The sequence below is a fragment of the Kitasatospora sp. NPDC114501 genome (assembly GCF_055633695.1).
Map to the genome: position 1 here is coordinate 230,022 of NZ_JBVKDS010000001.1, position 24,658 is coordinate 254,679.

Genomic DNA, 24,658 nt, shown 5'->3' on the forward strand with positions numbered 1-24,658 from the left:
ACCGTGAAGGTCACCGCCCCGTGGCAGTTGGATTCAGACTGGTGCGGGCTCGGTGACCTTGGTCGCGAGCGCGGCCTTCTTCTCGCGGGCTCGGCGCAGCGCGGCGAGTCGCGCGCCGCCCGGTGCCGGAGCCGGCACGGGGGCTGGTGTGGTGTGCGGGTCGGGCTGCGCCGGGATGGCCGCGGGGGCCTCGGCCGGTTCGGGCTGGGCCTCCTCCGTGGCGGGTTCGGTGGCGGGGCGGCCGGCGCGGGGGACGACGGCGAGGGCGGCTGCTGCCTGAGCCTTTTTGGCCTCCTCGAAGACGGTGGTGTAGGTGTCCATGGTGATCTGGATGCCGGAGTGGCCGAGCTGCTCGGAGATGTCCTTGGGCTCGGCGCCGCCCGCGTGGGCGATGCAGGCGGCGCCGTGGCGCAGCCCGTGGAGGGTGACGGGCGGCAGGTCGGCGTCCTCGACCATCTTCTTGAACCGGTAGGTGAGGTGGTCGGGGTGGTAGCCCTCCCCGTTCTCCTTGGTGAAGAAGAAGTCGGTCTCTACCCAGGCGGCTCCGGCCTTCTCGCGCATCTTGGCGCGTCGTTCCATGCGGTCGGCGAAGAGCCGGGCGGTCTCAGGGTCGAGGTCGATGATGCGTTCAGAGTCGGCTTTGGGGGTGGTTCCGAACAGCTTCTTGGCAACGTAGACGACCTGCTGGCTGATGGTGACCTGCATCTCGTCGAGGTCGATCTCGGAGATGGGTAGGGCGCAGGCTTCGCCGCGGCGGGGGCCTCGGATGGCCATGAAGTGGAAGAGGTCGAACAGCTCGTCGTCGACGTAGGCGTCGAGGAACTGGCCGAGAAGCGACGGCGTCCACACCATGACCTTGCCGGGGACCACGCCGGTCTCGCGCCACCGGGCGACGCGGGCAGGGGTCCACAGCAGCGGCTTGGGGGCCTTGGCCTTCGGCAGGCGCACGAGGTGCGCCCAGTTCTTCGTGACTTCCTCGGCGCGGAGGGCGTCTTCGAGGGCGCTGGAGAGGGTGGCCCGGATCCGGTGCTGGGTGGTGATGCCGGTGACGCGCCGCATCTTCTTGCGCTCGGCGGCGAGCAGCTCGCGGGCCTCGTGCCAGGCCGCGCGAAGGACCGGCCGGTCTTCGGGGGAGGCGTCTCGCCACGCCTGCTTCTTCTGCTGGCAGTCGGCCGCTAGGACGGAGACGTACTCGCGGTGGACTTCGATCTCGGTGTTGCGGTCCACGATCGATGCGAACATCGCTTCGATGTGGTGCTTGCGGAGCTCCTTGCGGTCCAGGTGCCCGATGTAGGGGTTGATGTGGAGCGTCATGTGCTCCGTGTACTTCGCCGCGGTGGACACCGCGAGGTCCTGCTTGCTGGTGATCCACCGCTCAAGGAACTGGGCGACGGTCTCCCGCACGCCGACGTCGAGGCCGGCCTGGTGTTGGTCCCAGACCTTCTTGCACTCCGTCGAGGCTTCGGTCTGCGTGCGGAAGCCGCCCAGGCGCACGCGCTTGCGGACGCCGTCGGCGGCGGCGGGCAGCTCGATGTAGAAGCTCCAGGTGCCGTGGTCTCGCTTCTCCAGGTCGGGGCAGCCGGTACCGAGGTAGCCGATCTTCTGCACCCCGTCCTCGTCGACGACCGGTTGGCCCTTCTGCTTGCCCCGCCGGTGCACGAGTGGTCCCTTGCACATGCACCGCTTGTAAGTCCGGGCGTCGAACATGTCCGGGCCTTCCCCTCTCAGCCGCTGGTGTCTCGAAGCGAGTAGCTACAGAGAGCAACTCGAATGCATGTTCTATTTTGCCTCATTCCTGAACGGCTGTACACGCAACAACCGTCCTGAGCTTGGCATTTGGTGAATCGCACCTGCCCTTCACTCGCCTTGCTCGCGGTTGCCGCCCCGTGTGTGCGGGGCGATATCCTTGACGCCCTGGCGTCATCTGCACCTGCTCCTACCGGGCGGGTACGCTGGGCACAGGTTGGCGCGGGGGAGAAACGCGACGACTCAAAATGAAGATCGACAAGACCGATGAGGCGCATCCGGAGTCCGGGCGCGGCATGACCCTGGAGCAGGTCCTTGGCCTGCCGCTAACCATCAACGTGGTGACCGCAGCCAAGGCCCTGGGCGTCGGCCCAAACACGGCGTACGCGGCGATCCGCGATGAGACCTTCCCGCTGGACATGATCAGCGTCGGAGGGTCGAAGCGGGTCCTCACGGCGTCGCTGTGGAGATACCTCCAGATCGAAGGCCTTGTTGCAGCTTGAAACGTACGACGTGATGGAGACTCGTCCAAGAGTCTCCATCACGTTGAGAGTGTCCACGATGGGAAGGGACGCACAGTGGCGGCAAGGACGTTCGGGTTCACCAGCGACAAGAGCGCGCTGGTGGAAGACGAGGCGCAGGCCCTGAGGGGGGCCGTTGAGCACCGTATCGGCGGGGGCACCCGTGCCGCCGCCGCCTCCTACCTGAACTCCCGCGGCTTCGTGGGCACGCTCGGTTCCGCGTTCACCGGCCAGACCATCGCCCGGCTCTTCCGCAACCCGGCCATCGCCGGACTCAAGCCCGGCCCGGACGACAAGCTCATCGACGCCGGGCACCCAGGGGCCATCACGCCCGACCAGTTCGCGCAGCTCCAGGCAATGGACGCCGCCGAGAACGAGAAGCGCGACGCCAGCCGGAAGGCCAACCCGCAGCCCGACTACGACTACGCCTTCACCGGCAACGACCTCGTCGTGTGCGGCCTGTGCGGGGCCAGCCACCAAGGCCTGCGCACCAACTCCGGCAACCCCGGCTACTGCTGCTCCGCCGGGCCACGAGAGGACCGCCCCGGGAACTGCGGCCGGGTCCGGATCTCCGCCCAACTGCTGGAAGACCACCTCGGCGAAGAGATCGTCGCCCGACTGTTGGAGCCCGGCACGCAGAACGCTTTGGAGACCGCACGGACCGAGGCGGAGAAGGAACTCGCCTCCGCCAAGACGGAGCTGGCCGCGGTCACCCAGGGGCTCGACAGCCTCGCCGGCATGGTGCTGCGCCACGAGATCACGGCCGCTGGCGCCGCCAAGGCGCGTCAGGACGGTGTCCAGCAGCAGAAGGCCCTGCGCCACCGGATCCGCATCCTGGAACGGGTGGTCGCCACGCCCGTCAGCGGCAGTGTCCAGGAACTCGTCAACTGGTGGAACTCGGCGTCCGCACAGTCCAAGGCCGGACTGGCGAAGCTCATGCTCCACCGCGTCGACGTGCACCCTGGCGGCCAAGGAGTCCGCACGCTCAAGCCGGGCCGCGTCGTGCTCTGGTGGCGGGACAGGCCAGCCCCGCCACCGATCCGCCGCACGGCGTAGCCGCCGCCCCCGACGCCGGTCACCGGCGGGCGACCGCGCGAGGGGTGGAGCACACCGCGATCCCCGAGAACAGACTCAGAGCGAACAGGCCCGCGCTGGAGGCGCTGATGGCGTCCTGCAGGCCGGTACTCCATGCGGAGTTGGCAGCCTGAGTGACCGCGACGAACAGTCCTTCAGTGGCACCCCATGCGGCGCAGGCAGCCCCGCCGAGGGCGATCGCCGCCTGGCCGGCACCGAGGACGCGGTGGCCCGCCCGGACGTTGTCCAGGGCCAGGGGCGTGCAGTCCCGGGCGATGGAGGCCCCGACGAGCGCCCAGTACGCATCGGTGATCAGCAGGTAGGCGGCCACTCCGCCGTTGTCCGCGTACGTATTGGTGAATTCCAGGCCGCTGCTGTCGGCGACGGCGAACACGACGATGGCGGCTGCGGCGACCGCTGCGGCGACACCGAACCGGAACCTGAGCGCCGCGGCCCTGGCAGCCGGCGGATAGGTCCAGGCCGCCAGCAAAACGCGGATCGCGACCAGAGACACCATCCCGCACAGGTGCGACAGCAGCATGTGGAGGTTGTCGACACCGGAGGCCGAGTCGATGCCGGTCGAGATGCCGGGCAGGGTGAGTAGGAGGGCTATCAGGCCGACGCCTGCGGACGTTGCGCGACTCCAGCGGGCCAGGGAGCGGGTGCCGCCGCCTGGTCGGGCGCCGCGGCGCAGCGTCATCCGGGTCACGACGACGGCGGTGACGCATAGCGCGGCCAGGGCGGCGCCCAGCAGCAGGGCTGCGATGTGCACGGTGGTACTCGTTTCGGGTTGCTGCCGCAGCGGGCGGCGGGTCCTAGCAGAAGCGGGCGTGGCCTAGCAGTTCAGGAAGAGCTCTGTCTCCCGGCGGCTCGCCTCGGCGGCCTCGGCGCGCGACAGACGTCCACGGCGGCGCGACTTCGTCGCGGTGTCGGCGGTGGTTGCGTCCAGGCCACGTGCTTCGCGCAGAGCGAGGGCGGCTTGGAGAAGCGCGTCGGCGCCGCTCTCTCCGAGTTCGGCGACCAAGCGCAGGGCCTCGCGGGCTGCCGGGTGCTCGTAGTAGACCTCCAGCGAGGTCAGATCGTGCTCTCCCGGCATCAGGTACGGAGGCGGACAGCCGAATGCGCTGGCCAGTCCCATGAGAGTTCTCAAGGGGGGGTTGACCTTTGTTCCGGAAAGCGTGGCGTGAATCACGGTGTGATCCAGTGCAGGCTTTCCGTTCTCATCGGCTGTCCGGGACGCAAGATCACGCGTAGTGGGAGGCTTCTCGCCTTCCTTGGTGAGTCTTCCGCGTAGGTACTTGAGCTTGCCTGCGAGGCTCCATAGCCCGTCGGCCGTATCGGCTGGCGTGGTCATTGGAGTCCCCCTGTTGTTCGCACCATGAGCGAATCTTGTTGGCGATCGGCAACAGGTACGGTACATGCCGGTGGCGCCCGGAATCCAAAGGATCTTCCTTTGACAGTTTATTGATCTCGGTGCAAGCTGTGGCCGCCGGTCGCATCATTCGGCCAGGTCAGCGGTCTGATGGTCTGTGGTGAACGGCATCGCAGGTGGGGCTGCGCAGGCTCGCGGTCGAGTCTGCGCGCCGGCGTGAGAGGACTTTCCAGTGGCGATCAGCTGTGCGGGTGTGCTGCGCGTGCTCGCGGAGCGGCGCCGGGCCGCACTGGTTGCGGAGTCCGAGAGCGAAAGCCCCATCTCCGGCCGGGATGCCGCTGACGTTCTCATCCTTCTTGCGGGCGCTGGCCGAATCGATCTTCGAAATTCCGAGCTGTCGTCGGCGAGCGGTTCCGACGGTATCGAGGGCGACTCCTCGGCCTGACGATTGCGTCGGAGGCTGAGCCTATTTCGGCCCCGAACGGCTCGGCTGAAACTGTCCCAGGTTTTCCTTCGTCGAGATTGCACCCCCAACCTGAATGAGTATAAAATATAAACAAGAAGGGGGGTGGCCCCTCCGAAGCCTGATGGGAGTTGCACCATGGCGAAGATGCTCAAGATGACCCAGATCCACCCGAACGCGGACCAGCCCCGCGAGTACTTCGACGAGGAGAAGATGGCCGAACTCCGGGGCTCCATCCGGGAGTTCGGACTCCTCCAGCCGATCGAGGTCCGCCGGCGCCCTCAGGGCGGCTACGAGATCGTCATGGGCGAGCGCCGCTACCGCGCCAACATGGAGGTCGGCAACACGACCATCAAGGCGGAGATCGTCGACACCGCCTCCGACATCAAGGCCTTCCGGCGCTCGATGGCGGAGAACCTCGGCCGCGCCGACATGACCCCGCTGGAGGAGGCGTCGGGATTCCGGCGAATCCTCGACGAGGACCGGAACGAGGACGGCAGCGAACTCACCGAGGCGGACGTCGCCAAGGCCTTCGGCAAGACCCCCCGCTTCGTCAAGATGCGCCTGCAGCTGCTCAGCCTGATCCCCGCCGCCAAGCACCACCTGACTTACGGTCACATCGGAGTCGCCGCCGCGCACCGCATCTCCGAGCTGAAGCCGGAGAACCAGGAGGCCGTCATCAAGAAGTGGGCGAACGGCGGCGACGACGGCAAGCCCATGGACGAGAACGAACTGCTCCACTTCGCCCACCAGGTCCGCGAGCAGGAGCGCCAGCCCGGCATGTTCGACGTCGAGGAGCTGACCGAGGACGAGCGGATCAAGCGAACCACCGCCCAGCGAGCCACCCGTAACAAGCTGGACCAGATCGAGCGGGTCCGCGAACTCCTGGAGGAGCTCGCCAAGACTCCGATCGAGGAGCTGGCCGTGGCCCTGGAGGGTCAGACCGCCGCCCGCCTGGACCAGCTGGAGCGCACCGCCAAGAGCCTCCAGGACGCCAAGTTCCAGCTCCGACAGGCCAAGGCCCACGCCGACGCCCGCCAGATCGTGGCCTCCAGTGCGGCCACGGCCCCCATCCTCTCCGAGACGCCCGACGAGGACGGCAATACCGGGCTGGGCAGCCCCGACACCCTGCTTGAGGCCGAGTTCGCCGACATGCTCGCCGAGATTGTCGCCGAGGATGCCGACGCCCCGGTGCTCGCCGCCGCCTGACCCTGACAGCCCAGGCGGCCCCACCAGGGGCCGCCGGTCACGGATGGAAAGCCCCAGGCCGCCGCCTCCGAACCTGCTGTCCGCCAGCACGGGCGGCCCGCGCCCGCTACAAATGACTCGCACCACCCCGCGCACGAAAGGTACGGATCATGACCCGCCCCGACTGGCTCCAGATGCCTCCCGCCGCCTGGTACGGCACCGGCAAGCAGGACGCGCTGTTTGCTCCCCCCGGCCACGACCCGGACAGCGACGCCTTCGGGACGATTCCCTTCGACGGCTGCACGGCGGAGGAGCTGAAGCCAGCCGACCGGCCTTCCACGTACCCCTGACATATATGGACACTCATTGATGATACGGTCAGCATGTCGTCGGAACCTGGGGGTCCGGCCCCACCCGGACCCACCCCCGACGCATGCGCCGTGACACCCCTCTCACGGTCCTGGCAGGCGGCACTCCCCCCGCGCCCCACCTGCCAGGAACGGGCAGCTCCCACGAGCACGCCACGAGAGGGCCGCCAGCAAGCACGTCACGACCAGGCCCGCCCGACACCCCCGTCGGGCGGGCCTGCGCATGCCCAAGGAGCACGCCACCGTGCACGACACCTACACCGCCCACGGCGCAGCCGACCCCGACGCCTACGCCCGGCTGATGCAAGAACGCTACGGGCCCCTGTCCGCACTCTGTGCCGAACGGCACAGGCCATCCCCACCACCCCCGCCGGCAGCTCGCACCCGCCGCCACAGCAGCCGCTGGCCCGACCCCAACGCCTCCTGGCACCGCGAACAACTCCTCCAAGCCCTCCACTCCCACCAGCAGAGGAACACGAAGTGACTACCAACCCGGCCACCCAGCCCGCCGAGCGCATCCCGCCCCGCCCCGGAGCCGTCTGGTGCAAGTCCTGCGACTCCTGGTGCGACCCCGCCTCCAGCCTCTGCCGGTGCAACAATCGATGACTGTGCACAAGGTCACCGAAGGCCAGATCTACGAGTCCTGCCACCCCCTCGACGAACAGCGACGCATCCGCATCGTCACCATCACCGGCAACCGAGCCGAGGTCGAAACCGTCGGCCCGGGCCCGACCCGCCGGCGCCACATCCTCCTGAACGCGCTCCACCCAACCGTCACCACGGCCAGCGGCACCCCCCGCAAAACCGGGTACCGGCTGGTCGAACCAGAAGTCGAACTCGGAGTGGACGACACGCCCGTCACCGCACGCCAGCGGGCCACCGCCAGCACCATCACGGACCCCGAACTCGACCGCCTGTGGCAGCGCGCCGAAGACGCCGAGGCCCGCCTCCAGGTCGCCGCCGACCTCCTCGCCGCCGGCCACACCGCGTTCACGGACCGCATGGACATTGCCCGCCGCCTCTGCTTGGGCGAGATCACCCCGCAACAGGCCCTGGACATCGACCGAGGCGACGAATGACCACTCCGACCTCTCGGCCGACTCTCCAGCTCGGGCTCCTCGCCTCGGGGTGGGCCGACAGACTCCAGGAGACCGTCCATACCGCCGTTGCCCTGGAGCGGTACCGCGCCGACGCCGCAGCCCTCGGCCTCGCCGACGCACTGCTCGCCGAAGCCCAAGGCGGCGCGGTCGGCTCCACGTCCACAGCAGAACACCTTGCCGTGGCTCGGCAACTCCTCTATGCGGAGGTCATCGATGGCAGCCGCGCCGCGTAGGTCCGCACCGAGCGCGGCAAGGGGGCGGGGAAGTCGACTTCCCCGCCCCCTTCTTCGTCCGCCAGGGCACGGCGAACGGCAAGCGGTAGCCGTCGTGGCGTCGGCGTAACGGCCGGCGGGGGAGGCCTCTCCCCACCGGTGGCGGACCAGCCGGAGGCCGCTCACCCCTCCGACGATCACCAGGCTGGTACCTCCTGCCCCTGCAGTCCAGGGGGCGCTCGGCGCACCACGCGGGGCGTGCAGTTTCGCCGCCCGCGCCCCCTTGATGGAGCCGCTGACCGTAACGTACGAGAGCGCCCTGGCGTACCGGGGCCACCGTCACCGAGAGAATCCCAGTGCCAGCTTGGCGTCGTCCCACTACGGTGGCCGCAGACAGCAGCTGGCAGTGGAGTAGCCCGTGACAATGACCCAGGCAGAGATAGAGCAGCGGCTTCACCTTGCCGAGGTCGACCAGGGGGAACTCGCCACGCTGCTGATGCACGAGTTCGGCTCGGCCTCGCCCGTCGACGACACACGGGTGCTCTACCCCGACGCGACGCCTGCAGCCCTGCTCCTCGAATACTCCAACGGCAGGCTCTACCGCATCCTGCCCCAACTCGGCCTAACCGACGAGGTCGTACTCGACCTCGAACAGCGAGTCCAAGCAGAACTACTGGTCCCGCCCGTGCGCAAGGTTGCCCGCTTCATCCTCTACTCCGGGCGACCCGCGCACGGTTACTGGAAGCACGGTGACGGCCTGGTTCTCCGTCAGCCGCCACCGGAGGCGCCGCGGGCTCACGAATGGTCAAGCCTCCACCCGCTGCTGTGCGAGGTCGCATACCAGGGCGCCAAGGGGCACCAGATCGACTCCTACCGCCGCGATCGAGCTGTCCGGCATACCAAGCTGCTGCTGACCTTCCTCATCCCCGGGCTGATGGACCACTCGGAACCGTCCTTCCGGACCGCATGGGTACTCCCGCCGGCCACCTCCGCTGGCGCGGAACGCGAGTCGATCTGCATGCAACAGATCCATATGATCAGGGGCTTCGAAACGGTCGGCGAAGAACTCGCCGAGCAGGCAGATCTTCCAGTCATGACCTCGGCGGACGACCTGTACGATGCCGCGCCCTGGGATCTCAAGTGGCACCCGACGCTTGTCCTGCCGACGACGCTCGAGGCCGACCTTGACCGGTTCCACGCGCTCGGCCGGACCAGCCAACGAGAGTTCCTGCGCGCGGCCTTCTGGCACCACCAAGCTCGCCTCCTTCAGCACCGCAGCCTCTCAGCCAGTTACCAGGCTCTCGTTCAGTCGATCGAAGTGCTGGCCGCCGCAACGCCGACTACAAAGGGGGCCCGAGCCCAGTTCAAGGCTTTCCTCCAGGACTACATCCACGAGGACTGGGACGGCGCAGATCAGCTGTACCGGCTGCGCTCCCTCATCTCCCACGGCAGCGCCCTCATGCTGGCCGACGAAGAAGGACTTGGTTTTGGCCCCAACCCCCGGGCCCGCGGCCAGGACGACCTGCACTTCACCGCGGAAGCCGTCAGCCGAGCGGCCGCAATCAATTGGCTGCGGGGCCTGAAGGCGAGCCCCACCGAGTAGTTCCCCCGCACGCGTTGACGAATTCCCAGGGCAGATTCCTGTCCGCCGGGTGGGCCTGGACCTCGACGAGCCCATCCGGGCCGCCCGCGCACGGGAGCACATCGTGCAGGAGGAACCTACTCCCGGCTGAAGAAGAAGGCGGCTGCGGTGATGCACACCAACACGGCTGCGCAGAACCCTGCTCCACCGTCGCGCACCGCGGTGGGCCACGGCGTGCCGCTGGCACGCGACAGCAGGCCTGAGATGAGGCCCGCCACCACGCCGATCAAGAAGATGCAAGCGGCGAGCAGGGCCTGAGTCAGGGGATTGCGTTCCACGCTGGACCTCCTCTGGGAGGTCGAGCCGATCCAGCGCAGGGCAGGCCGGTTCGACCTCCCGCGTTAGCGGACAAAGTTCGAACCGAGATCCCTGCCGACGCATCGTCTCGTTCCAGCAGGCGTTGATCGTGTGATCTACGCCTTCACCACACGGTGGCGAGCCACCTGCCCCAGCTTCGGGGCGCTCTCTCACTTACTGCGTGAGGTAGCCACATGCTCAAGCCACACGTCGGCGAGGCGAGGAGCATCTAGGCCGCTGAGCGTTCTCCTCCGGTCACTGTCGGAGGAGCGGGGCGCGATGTTTTCGATCAGACCGCCCGGGAGAAGTCTTGATGACTCGACGGCCTCGGTCAAACTCCCTGGTCGCAGCATGTGCTCGGGCCGGGCCCCGGAGACCTGCGGAGCGGGTCGTCTAGGCTGTTCCCGCGTAGGGCGCGGGGATTCGGCCTACGAAGGACCAGCTCGTGCCTGCACCGATCGACCGGATCGTTGACTCCCTGCTGCCCCTCGCCGTCCCGATCGGCGACCTGACCCGGTACCACCGCAACCCGCGGCGCGGCGACGTCTCGGCGGTCGCCGAGTCGCTGAAGATTCACGGCCAGTTCAAGCCCATCGTCGTGAACAAGGGCTCCTTCACGGGCCGCCCCAACGAGATCCTGGCCGGCAACCACACCTGGGACGCCGCCCGCGAGCGCGGCTGGAAGCAGATCGCCGTCTCCTGGGTCGACGTCGACGACGACGCGGCGGCGAAGATCGTCATCGTCGACAACCGCACCAGCGACCTGGCCGGCTACGACACCGAGCTGCTGGCTGACATCCTCTCCAGCCTCCCCGACCTGGACGGCACCGGCTACGACCGGGACGCCGTGGACGACCTCCTCGACAGCATCGAGCTGCCGTCCCAGCTCGCCGCCGAGACCACCGACCGCGAAGGCGACAAGACAGCCGACGAGCACCTCCAGTGGGGCTTCGTCCAGTGGGGCACCACCCGCGTGCAGATCACCAAGGACGAGGTCGAGCGGCTGAACAACATCCACGACGCCTTCTACACCTCGCGGGGGACGGACACCGGCTTCGCGCACTACCTCCTCGACCAGCGCGAGGCGCAGCGGGAGGCCGCTGGTGCCTGAATTCGTAGAGTCGTACCCGCTGGCCGGGCTCAAGCCTGCCCCGTACAACCCGCGCCGCCTGAGCGAGGAGGCGTTCGACCGGCTCCAGCAGTCCCTGAAGCTGTTCGGCTGCGTGAAGCCCGTGATCGTCAACGGCAACGGCATCCTCGTGGCCGGCCACCAGCGCACCAAGTCCCTGAAAGCCATCGGTCAGACGCACGCACCGGCGATCCTCCTCGACGGCCACGTCTCCACCCAGGACGAAGTGCAGTTCAACTTGCTCCACAACTCGATCGAGACGGACGGCTCCAAGGTGCGGGTGCCCGAGTCCGGGCCGGACGCGCACGGCTGGGAGTGGATCCGACCCGAGGACGTCACCGCGGTGTCCCGCGCCAACCCGGCGATCCAGGCCGAGATCCGCCGCCTGGTCACCCGCTACGGCACCTGGGGCTCCGTCGTCGCCGATTCGGCCGGCAGGGTCATCCTCAACAACGACTACGCGGTGGTCGTCGCCGACCTCAAGCTGCCACTGCTGTGCTACCGCCTGTCCGTACAGGAAGCCGACGAGCTCGCCGTGTGGCTGGACGGCGACTACGGCGTCTACGACTACACCCAGCTCGGCATCCGCGCCTACAACCAGCACTGGTGCCAGATGCACCGCCTGGGCGGCGACGAAGGCGACTCCAACAAGAGCACGACGTACGAGCAGCACGTCCTGCCCGCGCTGCGCCCCGGTCAGCGCGTGATGGACTTCGGTGCCGGCGAGCTGGCGTACATCCAGAGGATCAAGTCGCAGGGCTGGGACGCTCACTGGTACGAGCCGCACGTCAAGGCGGCTGGCAAGCAGAACGCTCTGGACGTCGCGGCGACGGTCGCCCACATCCGCGACCTCCAGCGGGACGTACCCGCGAACGGCCTGTACGACGTCGTCGTCCTCGACTCGGTGATCAACTCCGTCACGTCGCTCGAGTTCGAGAACGCGGTCGTCGCCACGTGCAACTCGCTGCTCGCGAAGGACGGCACCTTCTACACGGGGACCAGGTCGCTCGGCTCGGTCGAGCGGCGGGTCAGCGGGCGGAAGGCCCGCAACAACGGCCGCTACCGGCGCAGCATTGAGTTCCTGGACGAGAACGGCTTCACGGCGACGTTCAGGGCCGGCGTGTGGACGATGCAGCGGTTCCATGACCCGGACTCTCTGCGGGCCCTGATGGGCTGCTACTTCGATGAGGTCGAGATCCGCGGCAATCCGAACGGCGGGAACATCTACGCGGTGTGCCGCAGGCCGAAGGTGTTGCCGGAGGAGGAGCGGCGCGCGGCGCTGGAGCTGGAGTTCAACATGGAGTACCCGGGATCGTACCGGCACAACCGGCACCGGCCGTTGGTGGAGGCCCTGATGCGGGCCTGCCGGGAGCGTGACGGCGGTTAGGCAACCACTCTCTGTGAGTATAAAATAGAAACATCAAGGATTCTTCAACTCACAGAGAGGACAACCGAGTTGCCGTACATCACCCTCCTGGTGGGGGAGCGCAAGTACCGCTACCTGTGGCTCAAATACGTCACCGGCATCGACCTCAGCCGCCACTGCGCCGTCGGCCTCCATGGCCGCTACAGCCGCCACATCAACGAGACCACCCGCGAAGCCGCCGTCGAACTCGACGAGTTCCCCCACGCCCTCGCCTGGTACCTGTGCGGCGTCACCTCCAACCCCTACCGCTGGGAGGACAACCCCCACCTCGCCCTCGAAGCCGCACCCGGCCACACCGAGGACCTCACGGTGCACGACCTCACCGTGCACCTCGACGGCGTCCGACCCATCCTCATCAGCGCCGCCGAGATCCCCGCCGACGACCCCCACGCCCGCGACCATGCCTTCCGGTCCTGCCGCAACTGGCAGTTCGCCCACTACCTCCGCAACCGAGGCGTCCCCAACGTCCACGGCGACCGGCCCCGCGTCACGACCCTGCGACCCGGCAACGGCCAAGGCGAACTCCTGCCGAAGCCACCTCGTGCAGCCAGCATCATGCACCAAGATGCCGGTACTCAGAGTGAAGGGAGGGCTCTGCAGCCTTTCCAGCGGCAGGCTGGACGCGACGCGCATCAACTTCGGCTCGGCGGGATCGAGCAGGCCCCAAAGGTCCAGGACCCCGTCGGCCGAATGGCCGCGGAACCCCCCGGTCACCGACCAGGCCGCTGAGCTGGCTCGCCTGTCCTTGCCCTCGGAGACCGCAGTCCACGAGGGCGAGGGCAGGTTCCCAGTTGTGGCGACTTCAGCCTCTCGCCCACACTGCTATGCGGCGAGTTTCTATGCGCCGTATCGGGGCCACCAGCGTTGGAACCCCATACCGTTACAGCCGATCGCGCGAATCCCGAAGTCGAAGCTGTCATCCAGGCAGTTGCCCGTCCAATCGTTGGTGATCTGGACTGCTCCGTCGGCCCGATCGTAGATGTTCCACCGCTGAAACGGCATGTCATTGCATGGAATTGCGCGAAGGTGATATTTGTCGCTGTCGTCCAGGCAAAGCCCTGTGCTGCGATTCTTCAGAATGTACGAGTCGCCGTCGGGGATGCGCGTCCAGCTTTGCCATTCCAGCCAGTTGCACTCCAGGGCCTGAAGTCCGTTGATGCTGCTATCCATGCAGCGGGATGTGAATTTGTTCATGTAGCTGTCCTGGCGGTTCGCCAGCGTACTGCCATGGAGAGTGCCGGGAGATCCGACCGCGCCGGCGGTGATGGACCGTTCGGGACTGTTGGCGAGCGCCGTGTTCGTGACCGCGAGGCTCAGAACGATCGAGAGCCCGATTGCGCCTACTCGGGCAACGTGGATCGCTTTTGCGATTTTGGTCTTGGAGTTCATGGCATTCCCCTTACACTCGGATTCGAGGGATGGTTCCACCTGTGACTTCCCCGCTTGAAATTGGCCAAGCGAGGCGAAGAGCGGAAATCTGTCTCAGGGTGATCCGGACTGTGAATCTGGTGATCTATCACTGCCCGGTCGGTCCGCGCAGTGCTCCGACTCCTGATTGCCTGAATCGCATTGATGTGGGGAACAGGACTCGGCCAGATGCTCAGGTACACCAAGCATGCTGCTCTCAACGGGAGAGATGGATGACGGGTTTCCTGTGGAATGACCGATACCCCGTGTGCACATGGCCGGTAGTCGCCAGTCGAAGCACAGAAGGTGAGCGGGAAGTTGGCGACCGGGCCGTGCGTGAGCACTCCGGTCTACGTGTCCCGGTATCTCCGGTTGTTCATCGCGGGACTCGACAGCGGCCCGTCACCACGTCGCGGGCAGGTGGGCGGGGCTGCGGCTGACGGCGCCACGCCGCCAGCGGGTTTCGGCGGTGCTGATGGTGAGGCGCAGCGTTGGCAGGCGCCGAGCGAGGTGGTGGAGAGCGAGTTGGAGTTCGGCCCGGGCGAGCCACGTACCCAGGCAGTAGTGCCGGCCGACACCGAAGGACAGGGACGGGTTCGGCAGCGGGGCAAACAGGTCGTCGGGGTCGCCGGGGAACGCCTCGGGGTCGCGGTTGGCGGCCACACGGTCCGCGGTGACGAGTTCCCCGGCCCGGACCGTCACACCGCCGAGGTCGACGTCTTCGACGGCCGTGAGGACGCGGCCGCGTTCCACCCGGTCCCCGATGGGGATCCGGTGGAGCACCCGCTCCGTGAGGAGCCCGGCGGCGTCCTCGTCGGCGCCGAGCCGGGCCCAGGCCTGCTGCTGCTCGGTCAGCAGGTAGAGCAGGGCGTTGCTGATCACGGTCATGGTGGTGTCGTGGCCGCCAACGATCATGGTGGCGACCAGGTTGACGAGCTGGGCGTGGGGGATGCCGCCTTCGAGGTCGGCGGCCTGGACGATGGAGCTGACCACGTCGTCGCCGGGCGCTCGTCGCCGCTTGAGGATCAGCTCGGCGGTGAAGGCGTTCAGCTCGCCCCGGGCGTGGCCGCCCCGCGTTGCTGCCACATCGACGTCGGCGAAGGCATGCTCGGCCCAATAAAGCACCTGCTCGATGGGAACATCATCGATGGCGAGGAGCCGGTGGATGACGGCGCAGGGCAGCGGCAGGGCGAAGTCGGTGACGAGGTCGGCGGGCGGGCCGTGGTCGACCAGGTCGTCGAGGAGGCCGCCGATGACCGAGGCCACCCACGGGCGCAGCCGGGCGATCGCGCGCGGGGTGAAGGCGCGGCCGATGGCGCGCCGCAGGCGCAGGTGCGCGTCGCCGTCCTGTCGGCCGATGGCGTCGCGACTGTCCAGCAGGCTCGGTCCGTCATCGACGGGGGCAGTGTCCAACGGCCCGAGCGGTGAGCGGCTGAAGCGGGCGTCGGTGAGAACCTGGCGCACGTCGTCGTACCGGGTCACGAGCCACACAGGCGTGCCATCCGGCAGCTCCGTGAGCCGAGGCGGCCCGGGTACCGGGCAAGCGATTCGGTGCAGGGGGACGGTGAGGCCGGCGGGCACGCTCGCTCCTGTTCTGCTGCTGAGATGGCGGTACCCCGGGCGACAGGACCCGCCTAGTCGGTAGGCCTCATACTTCCGGGCCGGTGCCCGTGTATGCCGTCAACTCGCGCGGGCGTCGCCCGGCCGACGGTATTGGGGTGATTTCTCCGAGCCCTGGTGTCTTGGGTGCTATGGGGCCAGCGGCTCGCCGCGGCGTGACCGGCGGCTGTACCCCTCGGCCCGCAGAGCCAGCGAGCCTTGCCTTTGAGCAGCCTATGTATGGGATACATAATGGGAGCCATGGGTCAGGAACACGACGAACTCTAAGTCGCGCTCGCCAAGTTCGAGCAAGCAGATGCTGTGTGGCAGGCGGTTAAGGCATTCCTTGAATCCGCCGCCTCCCACCGCGCGGACGCGATGAAGGGCGTCGTCGACCTCGTCGGCCAGACCGCCGCGGCGCCGCTGCTCAACCTCGACCAGAGCACCATCAGCCGCACAATCGGCCGACCCCGCGAGCGGCGGATGCCCCCGCTTCCTCCCGAGGTATTGGATCTGTTCATGGCGAGCTACAGGAGAGGGCAGATCCAAGGCCTGGTCTTCGGGAAGCGGGACACCCCAGACCAGGCAGTTCGCGACGGCTGGTCCCGGCTCGTCGAAGCCCACAAGGAGTCGGACGGCGTCCCGAAACCGGAGAAGCCCAAGAAGGGAGCGAAGGGCGGCAAGGGCAGCAGCAAGTAGCGGGATGGCCGCTTGCAGATGTAGGCCGGGGCGCCCCTGAACTCCATGCTCCTGCCCCAGAACGGTCAGCCCTCGCGCGCCCGGGCCGCACCACTGGTCGGCCTGGTCCGCGAGCTCCCGCTTCGGTCAGCCCTCGCGCGCCCGGGCCGCACTCCTCCGTGCGGGCGTTGCCCCGGCGGTGCTGCGGTCAGCCCTCGCGCGCCCGGGCCGCACTCCTCCGTGCGGGCGTTGCCCCGGCGGTGCTGCGGTCAGCCCTCGCGCGCCCGGGCCGCACGCGGACTGACCGCTGGTCACGGTGGCAATGATCGGTCAGCCCTCGCGCGCCCGGGCCGCACGGACCTGCGCCTGTTCCGACTCCATCACCCGCCGGTCAGCCCTCGCGCGCCCGGGCCGCACCAGGCCAGGAAGAGTTCGGCCTGCTGGGTCTGCGGTCAGCCCTCGCGCGCCCGGGCCGCACTACGACACTGAGCAGTACGCGCACGATGCCTTCGGTCAGCCCTCGCGCGCCCGGGCCGCACAACGGCGGCGAGAGCGTGGACTGGCAGTCCGGTCAGCCCTCGCGCGCCCGGGCCGCACAGGTTAAGCCTCCCGTGCCGGGTGGGCGTGTCCGGTCAGCCCTCGCGCGCCCGGGCCGCACGTCCGCTCGTAGGCCGACTGGGGATGGGTGTGCGGTCAGCCCTCGCGCGCCCGGGCCGCACGCGGCGGATCGGTCATGGCGGCGGCAGTGGTCCGGTCAGCCCTCGCGCGCCCGGGCCGCACCCTTCGTGAACTGGGCTTCTTCGTGGGCTTTGCGCTTTCTTTGCTCTCTGTGGAGTTGTGGCCCGAGCAGTGGGCGGGGGGAGTGGGCTGTCGGGGGATTACTCCCGCCGAGGTGACCCATCGCCTGAAGACGGTGGGCCTTCCCGCGTCTGCCTCTCGGCGCGCCCGTGCCTGCCCTCGCGGGCGGGGCTTACCGAGCTTCTACGGGCGTTTACGTCCCCCTCTACCAGAGGGACGGCGTGCCGGGCGATGTTGCGGGCCGCGTTGAGGTCGCGGTCGATCGTCAGGCCGCAGGCGGCGCAGTGGTACTCCCGTTCGGTCAGGGACAGTGTGGGTTTGACTGCCCCGCAGGCCGAGCAGGTCTTGCTGGACGGGTGCCAGCGGTCGGCGACCGCGAGGCTGGAGCCGTACCAGGAAGTCTTGTAGGTGAGTTGGCGGCGGAGTTCGCCGGGGGAGGCGTCGAGGACGGCTCGGTTCAGGCCGGCTTTCTGTCGGACCCGGCGGCCGGGCTTCTCGATGGTGCCCCTTGCGGAGGCGCTCATGCCGGTGACGTTGAGGTCTTCGACGGCGACGGTTGCGAAGCGGGTGGCCAGCTGCTTGGTGAGCTGGTGGATAGTGGTGGCGCGGCGTTGGGCGGTGCGGTGCTGGATGATGCCGACGCGGCGGGCTGCCCGTGTGCGGCGGTTGGACCCGCGCTGGGTGCGGGAAAGGGCGCGTTGGGCCTTGGTGAGTTGGCGGGTGGCGGCGTCGAGGTGGCGGGGGTTGTCCACGTGGACGCTCGCCGGGTCCGCCGGGTCGAGGGGCTGGGAGAGGGTGGCGAGGTGGGAGATGCCCCAGTCGACGCCGACGGTGCCGCGTTCGGTCTGGGCGCGGGTCGGCTTGTCGGGGGTGTCGCGGGTGACCCTGACGAGGACGCTGGCGTACCAGCGGTTGCCGCCGCGGGAGACGGTGACCGACTGGACGACCGCTTGGCCCTTGGTGATGAGGCGGGCAAGTCGCTTCGCGGAGTCGTGGATGCGCACCGACCCGAGACGGGGCATGATCAGCCGCCGGTAGCCGTCGGGGCGGATCGTGGGCTTCTTCACGTCGTGGTGGAGACGGAAGGAATCCCGGGCCTTCCCCTTCTTCTTGAAGCGGGGGTAGCCGACGGCGCGGCCGGCACGGCGGCCCGTGAGGGAGTCGAACCAGTTCTTGAACGCGGCGTCGGCGTCGATGAAGGCGGACTGGAAGGCGTAGGTGGATACCTCATGCCACCACGGGCATGGCAGGAACGGGCCGTGGAAGCCGTCAGGGTGGTCGTCGTGGCGGGAGTCACCCTTGACCTGGTTCAGGTGCTTCTTGATCGTCGCCTGCCCCGGAATGCGGATTTCGGAGCTGGCCTTCTTACGGGCGTCGCTCTCGGTGAGGCCTGCCTCGGTGAGGGCGTCGACTTGGGCGCGCCAGGCGCGGTGGGCAGCGATCTTCCGGGCCAGTGCCCAGTTGAACGCCCACCGGGCGGCACCGGCATGTCGGCTCAGGTCTGCTAACTGGGCAGGGGTGGGGTCGAGGGTGAACTTGAAGGCCTGCAATGTCTCCTGGAGCAAGGCGCAGTTCACCCCCTTCTTCGTGGCTCGTCGGCAACGCGTGGTGAGACCCTAGCGGCCGCCACCGACAGTCCGGGCCGGGTTGCCGATTATCTTCTGAAAAGCGTTGGCGCGTGGAACAGTTGATGGCTTGATGCCACGTCAGCACAGTGAAGGTGGGTGGGCTGTGGGCTGGTCGCCGAGGTGCCTGAGGGAAGTGGGCCTGAGGCGCCCGGTGCACACCGTTCGCGGGCCGCGCCGCCCTGATTGCCCGCTTGGATGACGATTCGCCGGTTCGGGTGACATGCCACGATTTGTTGTCGTTCAATGAGCACATGAACCATGGCGTGCCTGGGGGCCTGCTGCGCCTTGGCGTGGCGGCCCTGTCCGTGGCCGGCTTGACCGGCCGTTCCCAGTACCCGGTCCCGCCCTCGTTCAGCCAGCCGGAGGCGGGCGGGACCGTCGTGAGGGGCGAGCCCTACCTGGTCGCCTGGGACAGCGGCACGAGTGTCCACCATGTGCTGACGCTGTTCACTGGCGACGAAACCACGCTGTTCGCCGTGCACACCATCAACGACACCGTCGACGGCAGCTCCGGACAGTTCGTGTGGCTGGTTCCGCCGGACCTGCGACCAGGCCGGTACGCGATCGGGCTCGGGCCAAGGCCGGGGGCTGGGACCAGCGGCCTGTTCGAGGTGGTTACGAGCAGCGGCACGGTGCCCGTCCCACGGCCGAGGCCACTAATCCTGGTCGGCTGACGTCGGGCGGCAGGCGCCTGACCTGCGGCTGCACTGCGCCGCTCCTCCGGCCTGCAAGATCGGCTTCTCCGCGAGGCGCGCCCGGACGGCCTACGCCCGGCGGTGGGCCAGGGCTTGGTGGCTGATGCTCGGCTTCATGGGATCGATCGTCGTCCTGTTCGAGTTGGAGCCGGACGAGGCGCTGCGGCCGGACGGTGGGGAGCCGAACGTGTTGGCCGTGCACGCTGCCGGTGCTGACCCCGAGGTTCCGGAGGACCCGCAGCCGGTGACGTTGTGCGGTCTGGACACCGGTCCGATGGAGCACGCCCACTACCGGCCGGCGCGCCCGGGGGAGCCCTGGTACCCCGTGGCGCTGGCCGATCGGCGCTGTGTCGACTGCGAGCGGGTCCTGCGTTCGTCATGAGCGAGGCGCCGCCCGGCCCGGGCCAGGAGAAGAAGGTGGTCGATGCCGCCGCCACGCTGTACGACCTGCCGCCCTCCGAGTTCACAGCGGCCCGGGACACGGCGGTGGCCGAGGCTCGGCGCAGCGGTGACCGGCAGCTCGCCGCTCGGATCAAGGCGTTGCACCGGCCGACGGCGGCCGCGTACGCGCTCAACCGTCTCGTGCGCGACCACGAGGATGAGGTCGGTGAGGTGCTGGAGCTCGGCGAGGCGCTGCGGCAGGCGCAGGGTCGGTTGGTCGGGGCGGAGCTGCGGGAGCTTTCGGCGCGCCGGCACCGGCTGGTTGCCGCTCTCACCGACCAGGCCCGGGCGGCGGCTGGCGCCGCGGGCGTCCGTCTCGCGGAGACGCAGCTGCGGGAAGTGGAACAGAGCCTGCGGGCGGCGCTCGCCGACACGGAAGCCGCGCAGGCGCTCGCCGGCGGCTGCCTGGCCGCCGCCTTGGACGAGCCCTCCGCACTGCCCGGTGTGCTTGTCGAGCCTGCGGTCGCGCCGCCCGGACGGGAAGAGCAGCGCGGGGGATCGGCGACGGCGACGGAGCGTGGGCGCGGTACGGGCCGGGCGGCCGCCCGGCGCACGGAGCGGGATCGCCGGGAGCGGGAGGCGCAGCGGCGGCGTGAGCAGGCCGAAGCAGCACTCGCCGCTGCCCGGCACGACCACGAGGCCGCGGTGCGTGAGCGTGACCGGCTGGATCAGCAGGTGCAGCACCTGGCCGCCGAGCTGACCGAAGCTTCTGATCGCGTCGAACGCGCTCGGGCCTCCCTGGACGCCGCGCTGAAACGGGCCGAGACCGCGCAGGCGGCCTTGGCCGAGCGCCAGGACGAGCGGGAAGCCGCCGCGGTCTGGTCCGATGACACCCTGCGGCAGGTCCAGGAGGCACAGTCGCTCGTCAATGCCGAGAGCCACCGGTCCGGTGGCCGGCACGAAGGAGAACGGTGATGGCCAGACCTATCTGACCCGACCAAGGCCCAGCTGTACGAGCGGGCTACACGGTACGGCGTCGCGCACCGCTCCACGATGAAGCGCGACGAGCTCCAGAAAGCTGTGGAGAAAGCGCAGAGCAGTCGGCGCTTAAAGTCCGTGTCCTGAAGCCGCGCGAGCCACGGCCGCGGTCGTACGAGATGACGCAAGTCGCCTGCAGCTGCGTCGAACGGGGGGTGCCCGGTGTCGTCCATTCGATGATGAAGATCCCAGGAGGCTGAGTTATCCACAGGTAGTTCGGCTCGGGACTCCGGCCAGGCTGTGCTCGGGCAGAGTGCGGTCACTGGCTGCTGACGGCGGCCCGACCGAAAGGGACTGAATGCCATGAACCACACCCTGTACGCCGGTCCGGCGCGCCGGACCGGCCGCGTCCGGGTACGGCGCCCGGTCGTCCGGTGCACACGAGCCCGACGACCGGGGAAGGCCCGGGTCAGAGGCCGTCGGCTGGAAGCGGCACGCGTCGCCGTCAGGCTCCTCGGCGAGTTGATCGGCGGACTCCTCGGCTGCTGACCAGGCGGTCGGCTGGCGTGCCCCACACGCCGTGGCCTTGTTGAACCGGTAGCTGAACGCCTACTTCCCCGGGGCGTTTGCGGCCTGCTCTGCCCTCCTGAGTGGAGGCTCCTCGGCTCGGAAGCGGTCAGCAGGGGCCCGGCGGCCTGGCCCTCGGGCCGGGTCGCCCGAGCCCGAGGACACGGCCTCCTCGCGCTTCCACGCTTGGATGGACGCGCGGACGTCACCTGCTGGGGTGACTTCCGTCTGCCCAGGACCGACGGGCAGGACCGGGCTGACTTGGGCTTTTGCCTGCGCGGGCCGGTGCGCGGGCTCTACGGTGTCCGCATTGACCTGACAGTAGGTCAGGTGCTTACTGAGGGGGAGTCCGATGGATGTTCCGCTGGCGGATGCGGTCGCGGCGGTGCGCGACGAGTTGCTGGAGGCGGCGGCGAGAGCGGGGGACGACCCCGGGGTGGTGTTCGCGGTGGGTCCGGTGGAGATGGAGTTCGAGGTGGAGCTGCGCGCCGATGCCAAGGCGAAGGCCAAGTTCAAGCTGTGGGCGGTCGGTGCCGAGGCCGAGGCGGGAGTCTCGCGAGGCCGTACGCACCGGGTGTCCTTCACCCTTACCCCCAAGCGTGCTGACGGCACCGACTTGCTCGTCCACTCCGCGCAGGAGCGCCCGGACGGGCCCGGTGACGTGTCGGAACGCATCCCGGACTGATGGGTGGGCGGGTCCGGCAGGTGCGACTGGATCCGGGCAGGGGAGCGGAGGAACGGGCAGGGGCGGGGTATGGAACAGTTGAGGATGGCCGGGGTAACTGGGCCGAAGGCTCCGGGGGCCGGATCGATGCCAAGGCCCGGATCGGGGTCCGGGTACGCGGTCGGGGGCCGCCTGGTGCTGACCTCTGTGCACGTCACCGGCCCTGTTGGGACGAGCGTGAAGGTCTTCCACCCTGGTGGGATCGGCAGCGCGGACGGGACCGTCGTGTGGGCCGGAACACCGGGCGGGCGCGACGATGCGGCGCTTGTCCTCGTCGACGACTCGCCGCACTGGCGGCCGCCGATCGCACCTGTTGTGTGGGGGCGCCCTGACACGAAGCGTCCCGGCACCGCGTGCGAGACCTGGGGTGTCCCCGATGAGGCCCAGCGCGAGGGCCGGCCGGTCGAGGCCGCGCAGCTGCATGGGGAGGTCAATCCGGGCACCGGGTTTGTCGGCAACCAGTACGTCATGGACCTGCGCTCGACCGGCGTCGGGTGGCCGGACGGCGGGACCTCGCCGTGGTCGGGGCTGTCGGGGGCAGCGGTGTTCTGCGACCGCTACCTGACCGGCGTCGTGGCCTCCGACCGCGCTCACTCCGCGCATGGTCGGCTCAACGTCGTCCCCTCCTATGTCCTCCACCACGACCCCGCCTTCCGAACCACCCTCGCGGAGCACGGCGGCGGCCCGGCCGGCGGGTTGGCGGCGGTGGAGTTCCAGGACATCGCCGACCCCACCAGCAACCCCGCCGCCCGCCGCGCCCCCGTCACACCGGCCGCCCTCCTGGAGGCCGGACGCCAGACCGTCCCCTTCCACGGCCGCGAGAAGCTGCTCGCCGAACTGCGGTCCTGGTGCGGGACGGACGGGTTCGGAGCGTGGCTGCTGCACGGCCCCGGCGGGCAGGGCAAGACCCGCCTCGCCCACCACCTCGGCCACGACCTCACCGCCCGGGGCTGGACGGTGCTGTGGCCGCGGGCCGGCGCCCGCCCCGAGCAACTGCTGGAGGTGCGGCGCGCGGCGAGGCCGCTGCTGGTCGTCCTCGACTACGCCGAAACGCGCCCCGAACAACTCGGCGCCCTGGTCGACGCCGCCGCCGAACACCCCGGCACTAGCCCCTTCAAGCTCCTGCTGCTGGCCCGCACCGTCGGTGATTGGTGGCAGCAGGCCCGTGAGGGAAGCCGGCAGGCCGAGGAACTCCTCGCCGCCGCCCGTACCCGCCGCCTCACCCCGTTGGAGGACGACCCCGACCGGCGCGCCGACCACTACCGCGACGCCGCCCGCGCCCTAGCCAAGGCGCTCCCGCTCGTCGCGGACCTCACCGGACACGACTGGACGGAGGCCGCCGCAACCCTGACTCCACCACAGCAGCTGAGCCGGGATAGTGCCTACGGCAACGCCCTCACCCTCCACATGACCGCCCTCGCCGACCTCCTCGACACCGCCCGCACCAAACCCGCGCGCGGCACCGGGGACGAGGGCGTACAGGACGTCGAGGACCGGTTGCTCGGCCACGAAGCCCGCTACTGGCGCGACACCGCCACCACCCGCGGCCTCACCCCCGCCCTCAGCATGAACACCCTGAAGGCCGCGGTCACCGCCGCCCACCTCATCGGCGCCGCCGACCGCGAGCACGCCGACCTCCTATGGCGGCGCCTGCCCGCGCTCGCGGACCAGCCCCGCGACTGCCGCGACCGAGTCACCGCCTGGCTCGCCACCCTCTACCCCGCCACGGTCCCGGGCTCGCCGTGGGGCGCCCTCCAACCTGACCGTCTCGCCGAACGCCACACCGGCCGCACCCTCCTGACCGACCCCCACCTCGCCGACCACCTCCTGAACGGTGCCGACAGCACCCAGACCGCCCAACTCCTCACCGTCTACAGCCGCGCCGCCACCCACCCCGCCCTCCACCAACTCGACAACCGGCTCACCGAATTCTGCCTCCGCCACCACACGGCCCTGGCACCGCACATTGTCACCACCGCCACCCGCACCGACCACCCGGCGCCCCTCATCACCGCCCTCGACACTCTCACCACCCACCCCGACACCCCCCTCAACACCCTCACCACGATGCACGACCTGTTCCCCCGGACCAGCCACCGCCTTACGACCACAGCGGTCGGCCTCGCCCACACCATCACCCGCCACTACCGTGTTCTGGCGGCGGCGAGTCCGGACGCCTACTTGCACGACCTCGCCATGGTCCTCAACAACCTCTCCGTCCGGCTCGGCGATGCGGGTCGTTGGGAGGAGGGCCTGGCCGTGGTCCAGGAAGCCGTCACCATCCGCCGGGCGTTGGCGGAGGCGAGCCCGGACGCCTACTTGCCCGACCTCGCCAGCGCCCTCAACAACCTCTCCATCCGGCTCGGCGTTGCCGGTCGTCGGGAGGAAGGTCTGGCCGTGGTCCAGGAAGCCGCGGGCCACTACCGTGTTCTGGCGGAGGTGAGTCCGGACGCCTACCTGCCCGACCTCGCCATGGTCCTCAACAACCTCTCCGTCCGGCTCGGCGATGCGGGTCGTCGGGAGGAGGGCCTGGCCGTGGGCCAGGAAGCCGTCACCATCCGCCGGGCGTTGGCGGAGGCGAATCCGGACGCCTACCTGCCCCACCTCGCCAGCGCCCTCAACAACCTCTCCAACCGGCTCGCCGACGCCGGTCGTCGGGAGGAGG

25 protein-coding genes and 1 CRISPR repeat array are annotated in these 24,658 nt (G+C 69.2%); of the genes, 18 read left to right on the forward strand and 7 right to left on the reverse strand.

Annotation, left to right across the window (positions count from 1 at the left end):
* Positions 1-33: 33 nt before the first annotated feature.
* Positions 34-1,677, reverse strand: a complete 1,644-nt coding sequence (locus ACZ7RU_RS00990; RefSeq protein WP_470338834.1) for a tyrosine-type recombinase/integrase — start codon at positions 1,675-1,677, stop codon at positions 34-36.
* Between the two features lie 317 nt (positions 1,678-1,994).
* Between ACZ7RU_RS00990 and ACZ7RU_RS00995 the strand changes: the two genes are divergently transcribed.
* Positions 1,995-2,249 carry a DNA-binding protein gene (locus ACZ7RU_RS00995; protein ID WP_470338835.1) on the forward strand — a complete coding sequence of 85 codons (255 nt, stop codon included), beginning with the start codon at positions 1,995-1,997 and terminating at the stop codon, positions 2,247-2,249.
* Positions 2,250-2,324: 75 nt separating this feature from the next.
* Complete coding sequence (locus ACZ7RU_RS01000; protein ID WP_470338836.1) at positions 2,325-3,323, forward strand: recombinase family protein; 999 nt, start codon at positions 2,325-2,327, stop codon at positions 3,321-3,323.
* Between the two features lie 19 nt (positions 3,324-3,342).
* On the opposite strand, the gene ACZ7RU_RS01005 is transcribed toward ACZ7RU_RS01000, so the two are convergent.
* A complete protein-coding gene (locus ACZ7RU_RS01005) occupies positions 3,343-4,113 on the reverse strand; it encodes a hypothetical protein (RefSeq protein WP_470338837.1) in 771 nt (256 codons plus the stop codon).
* Between the two features lie 63 nt (positions 4,114-4,176).
* A complete protein-coding gene (locus ACZ7RU_RS01010) occupies positions 4,177-4,695 on the reverse strand; it encodes a hypothetical protein (protein ID WP_470338838.1) in 519 nt (172 codons plus the stop codon).
* 250 nt (positions 4,696-4,945) lie between these two features.
* On the opposite strand from ACZ7RU_RS01010, the gene ACZ7RU_RS01015 reads away from it, so the two are divergent.
* The 7 genes from ACZ7RU_RS01015 to ACZ7RU_RS01045 all read left to right on the forward strand — a co-directional run bounded on the left by ACZ7RU_RS01015 (position 4,946) and on the right by ACZ7RU_RS01045 (position 9,647).
* Positions 4,946-5,158 (forward strand): hypothetical protein, encoded by a 213-nt coding sequence (locus ACZ7RU_RS01015; protein ID WP_470338839.1) that lies wholly within the window; start codon positions 4,946-4,948, stop codon positions 5,156-5,158.
* A gap of 156 nt (positions 5,159-5,314) precedes the next feature.
* On the forward strand, positions 5,315-6,385 hold the full coding sequence (locus ACZ7RU_RS01020; RefSeq protein WP_470338840.1) for a ParB/RepB/Spo0J family partition protein: 1,071 nt from the start codon (positions 5,315-5,317) through the stop codon (positions 6,383-6,385).
* Positions 6,386-6,534: 149 nt separating this feature from the next.
* Entirely contained in the window at positions 6,535-6,714 is a 180-nt protein-coding gene (locus ACZ7RU_RS01025) for a hypothetical protein (protein WP_470338841.1), read from the forward strand.
* Between the two features lie 241 nt (positions 6,715-6,955).
* Positions 6,956-7,216, forward strand: a complete 261-nt coding sequence (locus ACZ7RU_RS01030; RefSeq protein WP_470338842.1) for a hypothetical protein — start codon at positions 6,956-6,958, stop codon at positions 7,214-7,216.
* Between the two features lie 124 nt (positions 7,217-7,340).
* Complete coding sequence (locus tag ACZ7RU_RS01035) at positions 7,341-7,811, forward strand: hypothetical protein (RefSeq protein WP_470338843.1); 471 nt, start codon at positions 7,341-7,343, stop codon at positions 7,809-7,811.
* Positions 7,808-8,065, forward strand: coding sequence for a hypothetical protein (locus ACZ7RU_RS01040; protein WP_470338844.1), 258 nt, complete (start codon positions 7,808-7,810; stop codon positions 8,063-8,065). Before ACZ7RU_RS01035 ends, ACZ7RU_RS01040 begins: the two co-directional genes overlap by 4 nt.
* 397 nt (positions 8,066-8,462) lie before the next feature.
* Positions 8,463-9,647, forward strand: a complete 1,185-nt coding sequence (locus tag ACZ7RU_RS01045; RefSeq protein ID WP_470338845.1) for a hypothetical protein — start codon at positions 8,463-8,465, stop codon at positions 9,645-9,647.
* Positions 9,648-9,763: 116 nt separating this feature from the next.
* On the opposite strand, the gene ACZ7RU_RS01050 is transcribed toward ACZ7RU_RS01045, so the two are convergent.
* Complete coding sequence (locus ACZ7RU_RS01050; protein ID WP_470338846.1) at positions 9,764-9,964, reverse strand: hypothetical protein; 201 nt, start codon at positions 9,962-9,964, stop codon at positions 9,764-9,766.
* Positions 9,965-10,428: 464 nt separating this feature from the next.
* On the opposite strand from ACZ7RU_RS01050, the gene ACZ7RU_RS01055 reads away from it, so the two are divergent.
* The 3 genes from ACZ7RU_RS01055 (at position 10,429) to ACZ7RU_RS01065 (ending at position 13,267) form a co-directional block, all read left to right on the forward strand.
* A complete protein-coding gene (locus ACZ7RU_RS01055; RefSeq protein WP_470338847.1) occupies positions 10,429-11,094 on the forward strand; it encodes a ParB N-terminal domain-containing protein in 666 nt (221 codons plus the stop codon).
* Entirely contained in the window at positions 11,087-12,499 is a 1,413-nt protein-coding gene (locus ACZ7RU_RS01060) for a ParB N-terminal domain-containing protein (RefSeq protein WP_470338848.1), read from the forward strand. The genes ACZ7RU_RS01055 and ACZ7RU_RS01060 overlap by 8 nt, the downstream gene beginning before the upstream one ends.
* 69 nt (positions 12,500-12,568) lie before the next feature.
* A complete protein-coding gene (locus ACZ7RU_RS01065; protein WP_470338849.1) occupies positions 12,569-13,267 on the forward strand; it encodes a hypothetical protein in 699 nt (232 codons plus the stop codon).
* Between the two features lie 108 nt (positions 13,268-13,375).
* Here the strand turns inward: ACZ7RU_RS01065 and ACZ7RU_RS01070 are convergent, their stop codons facing one another.
* Complete coding sequence (locus ACZ7RU_RS01070; protein WP_470338850.1) at positions 13,376-13,927, reverse strand: RICIN domain-containing protein; 552 nt, start codon at positions 13,925-13,927, stop codon at positions 13,376-13,378.
* Between the two features lie 420 nt (positions 13,928-14,347).
* On the reverse strand, positions 14,348-15,427 hold the full coding sequence (locus ACZ7RU_RS01075) for a cytochrome P450 (RefSeq protein WP_470338851.1): 1,080 nt from the start codon (positions 15,425-15,427) through the stop codon (positions 14,348-14,350).
* Between the two features lie 438 nt (positions 15,428-15,865).
* On the opposite strand from ACZ7RU_RS01075, the gene ACZ7RU_RS01080 reads away from it, so the two are divergent.
* Positions 15,866-16,243 carry a hypothetical protein gene (locus ACZ7RU_RS01080; protein ID WP_470338852.1) on the forward strand — a complete coding sequence of 126 codons (378 nt, stop codon included), beginning with the start codon at positions 15,866-15,868 and terminating at the stop codon, positions 16,241-16,243.
* A gap of 62 nt (positions 16,244-16,305) precedes the next feature.
* Positions 16,306-17,002: direct repeats of the CRISPR family, unit length 29 nt; unit sequence CGGTCAGCCCTCGCGCGCCCGGGCCGCAC.
* A 98-nt stretch (positions 17,003-17,100) separates the two neighbouring features.
* On the opposite strand, the gene tnpB is transcribed toward ACZ7RU_RS01080, so the two are convergent.
* Entirely contained in the window at positions 17,101-18,597 is a 1,497-nt protein-coding gene (tnpB, locus tag ACZ7RU_RS01085; RefSeq protein WP_470338853.1) for an IS607 family element RNA-guided endonuclease TnpB, read from the reverse strand.
* 302 nt (positions 18,598-18,899) lie between these two features.
* Between tnpB and ACZ7RU_RS01090 the strand changes: the two genes are divergently transcribed.
* The 5 genes from ACZ7RU_RS01090 to ACZ7RU_RS01110 form a co-directional block, all read left to right on the forward strand.
* Positions 18,900-19,322, forward strand: a complete 423-nt coding sequence (locus ACZ7RU_RS01090) for a Ser-Thr-rich GPI-anchored membrane family protein (RefSeq protein ID WP_470338854.1) — start codon at positions 18,900-18,902, stop codon at positions 19,320-19,322.
* 136 nt (positions 19,323-19,458) lie between these two features.
* Positions 19,459-19,725, forward strand: coding sequence for a hypothetical protein (locus ACZ7RU_RS01095; protein ID WP_470338855.1), 267 nt, complete (start codon positions 19,459-19,461; stop codon positions 19,723-19,725).
* Complete coding sequence (locus ACZ7RU_RS01100) at positions 19,722-20,699, forward strand: hypothetical protein (protein ID WP_470338856.1); 978 nt, start codon at positions 19,722-19,724, stop codon at positions 20,697-20,699. The genes ACZ7RU_RS01095 and ACZ7RU_RS01100 overlap by 4 nt, the downstream gene beginning before the upstream one ends.
* Positions 20,700-21,621: 922 nt before the next feature.
* Positions 21,622-21,954, forward strand: coding sequence for a trypco2 family protein (locus ACZ7RU_RS01105; protein WP_470338857.1), 333 nt, complete (start codon positions 21,622-21,624; stop codon positions 21,952-21,954).
* A 216-nt stretch (positions 21,955-22,170) separates the two neighbouring features.
* Positions 22,171-24,658 (forward strand): tetratricopeptide repeat protein (locus ACZ7RU_RS01110; protein WP_470338858.1); only part of this gene is annotated, 2,488 nt, incomplete at its 3' end.

Coding starts and splice junctions, on each gene's coding strand:
- ACZ7RU_RS01025 (WP_470338841.1), top strand. CDS start 6,535: ATGACCCGCCCCGACTGGCTCCAGATGCCTCCCGCCGCCTGGTACGGC.
- ACZ7RU_RS01105 (WP_470338857.1), top strand. CDS start 21,622: ATGGATGTTCCGCTGGCGGATGCGGTCGCGGCGGTGCGCGACGAGTTG.
- ACZ7RU_RS00990 (WP_470338834.1), bottom strand. CDS start 1,677: ATGTGCAAGGGACCACTCGTGCACCGGCGGGGCAAGCAGAAGGGCCAA.
- ACZ7RU_RS00995 (WP_470338835.1), top strand. CDS start 1,995: ATGAAGATCGACAAGACCGATGAGGCGCATCCGGAGTCCGGGCGCGGC.
- ACZ7RU_RS01020 (WP_470338840.1), top strand. CDS start 5,315: ATGGCGAAGATGCTCAAGATGACCCAGATCCACCCGAACGCGGACCAG.
- ACZ7RU_RS01100 (WP_470338856.1), top strand. CDS start 19,722: ATGAGCGAGGCGCCGCCCGGCCCGGGCCAGGAGAAGAAGGTGGTCGAT.
- ACZ7RU_RS01040 (WP_470338844.1), top strand. CDS start 7,808: ATGACCACTCCGACCTCTCGGCCGACTCTCCAGCTCGGGCTCCTCGCC.
- ACZ7RU_RS01010 (WP_470338838.1), bottom strand. CDS start 4,695: ATGACCACGCCAGCCGATACGGCCGACGGGCTATGGAGCCTCGCAGGC.
- ACZ7RU_RS01070 (WP_470338850.1), bottom strand. CDS start 13,927: ATGAACTCCAAGACCAAAATCGCAAAAGCGATCCACGTTGCCCGAGTA.
- ACZ7RU_RS01090 (WP_470338854.1), top strand. CDS start 18,900: ATGAACCATGGCGTGCCTGGGGGCCTGCTGCGCCTTGGCGTGGCGGCC.
- ACZ7RU_RS01095 (WP_470338855.1), top strand. CDS start 19,459: ATGGGATCGATCGTCGTCCTGTTCGAGTTGGAGCCGGACGAGGCGCTG.
- ACZ7RU_RS01030 (WP_470338842.1), top strand. CDS start 6,956: ATGCCCAAGGAGCACGCCACCGTGCACGACACCTACACCGCCCACGGC.